Source organism: Haloferula rosea (genome assembly GCF_016595525.1).
GTDB classification, from domain to species: Bacteria; Verrucomicrobiota; Verrucomicrobiia; order Verrucomicrobiales; family Akkermansiaceae; genus Haloferula; species Haloferula rosea.
Map to the genome: position 1 here is coordinate 1 of NZ_JAENII010000030.1, position 5017 is coordinate 5017.

The following is a 5017-nucleotide window of genomic DNA, read 5'->3' on the forward strand; positions in this document are numbered from 1 at the left end:
CTGGGCTATCGCAACTACTACGGAGTGATCGGGAACTCGCATATGCTCTCCAAGTATTACTACGCCGTGGTGCGCTTGCTCTACAAGTGGTTGAACCGCCGCAGCCAGCGTCGATCGCTGACCTGGGCGCAGTTCACGCGTCGCCTGCCAGGCTGGGAGCTTCCGCCGCCCCGCGTGGTGGAACTGCCGCTGAAAGCTGGATTGCACCAGAATGAGAAACCTGCATGATGGAGTCAGAAATCAAACCAAGGACCCGCGTTGCTTCGGATGCGCGTTCTCCGAGGAGCCTGGTGCGGTAATTCCGCACGCCGGGATCTGCGAGGGGGGCACCGGGTAACCGGTGTCCCTACCTCAATCGCTTTAGAAAATGGCCGATTGGAAGTTCTGCTGTGAGACCAAGGAGAGCATTCCGCTACCACCGGAATACACATTTCCACAGGCATTCAATTACCTGAATCCCGAGTGCAATTCCTTCTACATCCTCACGGCACCGAATGGGGACTACCTTCAGTGCGGAGGCTCTAAGGAACGCTGCACAGTAGAGCGCCGTATTCACAGTACAGGAGGATATGATCACGAGGTTCTCGGCAAGAAGGACGGATCCGAAGTGATGACTCACGTGGATATGAGTGCAGGTGGCGTCGAAGTCCAGGAGCGGGAGGTTTTCCGTCATTGGGAAGCGATCGATCTGTTCAAGAAGTTCTTTGCCGGTGATGACTTTCCTGAAGAGATTGTGTTTCGGAAGGTGAACCTGTAGAACGAAACGAAGCGAACAAGGCGTCGATCTCAACACCTGACCCTTGGCGAGTCGAAAGCATCATGATAATTCAACCATCAAACCAGAAGTCGGAGTCCACTCTCGGTCAGGCGTGAGAAGACTCGGACGTTCTCCAAAAAATGTTCTCACTCTTTCGGCGTACAAAACCACTTCGAGCCGTCCCCGCAATCGAAGAGGCATTGGCTACGATCGACCCTAACAATCCAAGTGACGAGGACCTCCTTTTCTTCGGGATATTTGGGTCGGCTCATTCCCTATGGGACAATTTGAATAGAGTTTCAGCAGTTCCAGCGAAGTTCAAGTCGGACGGCCTTTGCTTTGAGGCTGCTGCATACCTGCTATTTCGTGCCGACTTTCATGCCTTCAGCTTAGCCCCTGCCTGGCGGGAGGAGGTCATGCCCAAGCTTCACCGCCGAGCAAACGACATATTCCGAGGAGCCTTTGGGTTTACAGAAGACGAATATGCTGAGATAGCCAACAACCGCCTCGACATTCTTGGACACATCGTGAGGAACAGCGGCGCGACAGGAAGTGTTATTGAGGCGCTCCTTTTGCGGTTCATTTACGACACGACTGATCACGGAGGCATTCCTCAGTTTGGCCTCGATCATCACAAACCCATTACCTTGGACCGGACCTCAGAACACATAACGAGCCTCCTTGAGATCTGGCACACTGCTGCAGTGGAGAACGCCCAAGATTCGGTGCGAGGCTGCCTGTAAACAAAGAAGGAGAACAAGACGTGCATGCCGACGCCGATAAGCCGCTTTGTTGAATTTGGGATTTTCATACGGGATTGGAGTTGTTTTCATTATCGGGCCGCTGAGACCGCGGCATCACTTTGACGTTGGGCAGAAAATCATGAGAAGCCTCCGCAAGATTCTACGCTGCGACACGATTGAAGACTGCCGTCGGATTCAGCGTGGATTCTTGCCTCTTCGGCGACTGGGCAAGTGGTCGGTGCTTTTCACGATTGCACTCATGCTTCTGATTAACGAGGCCATAGGGTTGCTCATCGATGGCACGGTGTCCCAATATGATCGGGCGCGCTCCGTTTATGAGGACTCAAGGGGTGCGTATGAGCAGCAGCGGCAGGACTACGAGAACTTGCGCCAGCGCTACCAGGAGGCCACAAGTTCGATTCTGTATCGGTGGACGTTCGGGCTGTTCAATAAGCCAGTCGAGGTTCGACCTGCTCCTGGAAGCCCACCGCAAGCTCCCGCCGAACTAGACCGAAGAGCTTTGACCGTGTATCACACGATCAATTGGATACAGCTCATCTTTTTCGTTGGGTTTTGTGCCTATTGCCTCCGCTGGGTTTACGCTGATTTCCGTGCGGATGATAAGCAGCATCGCTTCCGGCGGTTCTGCGTGATTGCGGGAGTCACCAATCTAATTCTGTATTTCTCGATCCGCTCATTTGTCTGGAGCCTTCTTGGCGGAATTGAAGAAAAGCCCAACAAGGCGGCGCTCCTAACACCTGCCCCGCCGCGAGTTCAATTTTCCATGGCCATTCAACCCTCAACCCACAGTCGAAGCTGCGCCCAAGGGCAGGTGTAGGAGGCCTTCGACGTTCGGCAAGAATACTCGCTATGAGAGCCATGATCCTCGCTTCGTTTTTTGCTTTGTTTTCGATGGCACACGCCGGTCCGCCATGGACTTTCATGATGGACCCGAAACATGAGCGCGTCTCAACCGTCGAGAGGTCCAGTTCTGGATACCCCGGGATAGCCCGCGTACTTGTCTGCATACCTAAGGATCAAAGGGGATTCGACGGCAAGGAGATCACCACCGCTAATTTGAAGGTATTCGAGGAGGACCTTCTTGTATTCGGGGCACGGTTGGAGGTGATCGACACTCAGAAGGACGTTCGGATGACTTTTGAGGTTCCAGAGCGGTATCTTCGGACAGCTGTGGTTCGCCTCCAATCGAGCTCCATCAATCCGGTGACTTTCCTTCTCCGTATCAGCGATCACCTTGATGCGGATGGGCGCCTTCCCAATCGACAAACAAATCAAGCCGAACAAGGCAGTGGAGGCGACCCCTAACAGCGGCTTTGTTGCGTTTTTTCCGCCAGCTTCGGAAGCTGGTTGGATGCTTGTAGCTTTCCCGGTGAGGTCGCCGGGATCGCCTCACTTTTGACGGTCGGCAAGAGAATTTGCAGCTAGATAGTCTAAATTGTAACATCATGAAACACTACCTCTTTCAGCTTATTTTCGGCATCGTAGTTCTTAGCCCCCTCAAAGGAGCGGAGGGGCTCACGGCAACTGAATTAACTGAAAGTGATGTGCTGACTCTCCTGAATGCACGGGGCTGGTCATTCTCATTTTCGCCCGCTAAACCGGTAAGAAGGTTGGACGTGTTGGTTTACGAGGTGCGGACGGATGGTGCTGGGAATACAAAAACGTCGATTCATCGGGCATGCACGCTTGGAATGTTGCCTAAGGAAAGGACATACCCCATCAAGATGCTTCTCGTTGGAAGAGAACTTCACACGTCAATCGACGCAGCTAAGGGATCGATTGAGCTCTCCGACGACTTCATCATGGGGACATTCGAATACCGAAAATCCGGCAGCTCTGATAAAGACAAAGACGAACGGAGATTCTTGATTGAGGTCGGCAACAAAAAGGAATTCAAAGGCAAGGCTCCATTTAAGACAGAATTGAGATTTCGGATCTTCGAGAATTTGGATCAGGCCACACTCATTCAGCTCCTCGGTGGCGACTAGCTCACTACAACCTCAAATGCCGAACAAGACGAAGCAGGGCGACCCCTATCAGCGGTTCTGTTACATTTCTATTTCATGATTACTATCTTTCTAGTGTTTCGCGATCGCCGCCATCATTCGCCGGGATCGCCTGTTCTTTGACGTTCGCCTCAAAAATATGCCCGTGATCGATCCTGACAGCGTAAAGCAAGAGAGCATCAAGCTGATCCGTTCATGGGATATTCCGGCGGTCGATCATCTCCCGACGTTGGAGACCGTGGATGAGCTTTCTCCGCAGAGTGCTGAGAATGTCGCTCGACGCTGCATGGTCATTATTCATGTCGTGGGGATCGGATTCGGCGGCGACACCAAGAAGCTTCGTGACGCAGTAGAGCAGTTCGGATTGATGGATTCGGCCTCCGAGCACGAGCGGGACATGCTGACACGGGACGATCACACCGAGCAGGAGAAGATCGATGCGCAGTGGCTCGTTGAGTGCATGCAGAGTTTAGCTTGGTGCCTCGGACTTGCCCCCCTCGAACACTTCAAGGATTGCGACGACGATCTGGCATCCAAGTTCCCTGATCCGTTCACCGATCCTTCCGACTTCATTGCATCGGCATCGCTCCGCCCTTTTGGGGAGATTTACCAGCAGGCCGACATTCACTACCGACTCCACTGGGCTGCTCGGAACGCCCGACTCTCTGGATCGGACTTTCCAGTTCGGGAGGGATTCCTGCGCGAGCGGCGACGAGCCCTCGATTGGGTCATCGGAGTGGAGGCCGATTGGGATGAAGTGCCATCGGACACCTAGCGAAAAACCAAGGCGAACAAGGCGTGGGTGGACAACCCGCTACCCCGCCTCGAGTCGGAGATTGAACCGTGATTAGAACCCTTTACCCTGAGTCGGACTGGCGCTCCCGGTAGCGGGTGCCACCACTTCGACGTTCTCCTAAAATGAAAAAGTTTCATGCGAACTGCCAACTAAATCTCGACATCTCTAGGGAGGGAGATGTTTTCGCTTTTAGGTTCAAACAGCCTCCATTTGGTGGATACTTGGCTACCATTCGCACGAAAAAAATTGAGCAGCATGATCCCGGCCAATCTTCCAGCGACATCCCTAGTTGGTTCACGAGATTAGGTTTTTCACTTACGAGTGGAATCAAGAATTATGAGTTGGCATGCCGGCTCGTTGACGATGAGAAACCTTATGACTATGCTAATTTCTACCGCTGCCGAGATCGTCGAAATAGAGAACGATTCTTCGCCGAGATAAATGAAGCCGAAACCGATTGCGGCTGCTCATTTCTTATTTCCACCGAGAGTTTTGAAGGAGTTCTATCGCAGATCCGGAAAACTCTGGCTAACAAAACAGGAGAACGAGACGGTCGGGAAACCCCAGTAGGCCCTTGAAGAACCAAGTTTCCTGAGGGAGTCAGGTTTCGAGTGAATCGGGAGCAGATTCGATCCGGGATGCGCAATGGGGCGCTGAGGGGCGCTAGTGTCCCTCTCTTTGGGGGTCACGAGGG

6 protein-coding genes and 1 pseudogene are annotated in these 5017 nt (G+C 53.1%); all 7 read left to right on the forward strand.

Features of this window, described 5'->3' with window-relative positions:
• A pseudogene (locus JIN81_RS18605) lies at positions 1-228 on the forward strand (hypothetical protein); the annotation flags it as partial.
• Between the two features lie 139 nt (positions 229-367).
• On the forward strand, positions 368-757 hold the full coding sequence (locus JIN81_RS18610) for a hypothetical protein (RefSeq protein ID WP_200283534.1): 390 nt from the start codon (positions 368-370) through the stop codon (positions 755-757).
• A gap of 140 nt (positions 758-897) precedes the next feature.
• Positions 898-1500, forward strand: coding sequence for a hypothetical protein (locus tag JIN81_RS18615; protein WP_200283536.1), 603 nt, complete (start codon positions 898-900; stop codon positions 1498-1500).
• Positions 1501-1639: 139 nt separating this feature from the next.
• A complete protein-coding gene (locus JIN81_RS18620) occupies positions 1640-2338 on the forward strand; it encodes a hypothetical protein (RefSeq protein WP_234045561.1) in 699 nt (232 codons plus the stop codon).
• A 628-nt stretch (positions 2339-2966) separates the two neighbouring features.
• Positions 2967-3509: a hypothetical protein gene (locus JIN81_RS18625; RefSeq protein WP_200283543.1), complete on the forward strand. Its 543-nt coding sequence runs from the start codon at positions 2967-2969 to the stop codon at positions 3507-3509.
• A 157-nt stretch (positions 3510-3666) separates the two neighbouring features.
• Complete coding sequence (locus JIN81_RS18630) at positions 3667-4302, forward strand: DUF4272 domain-containing protein (protein WP_200283545.1); 636 nt, start codon at positions 3667-3669, stop codon at positions 4300-4302.
• A gap of 143 nt (positions 4303-4445) precedes the next feature.
• A complete protein-coding gene (locus JIN81_RS18635; protein WP_200283549.1) occupies positions 4446-4901 on the forward strand; it encodes a hypothetical protein in 456 nt (151 codons plus the stop codon).
• The last annotated feature ends 116 nt before the right edge of the window (positions 4902-5017 follow it).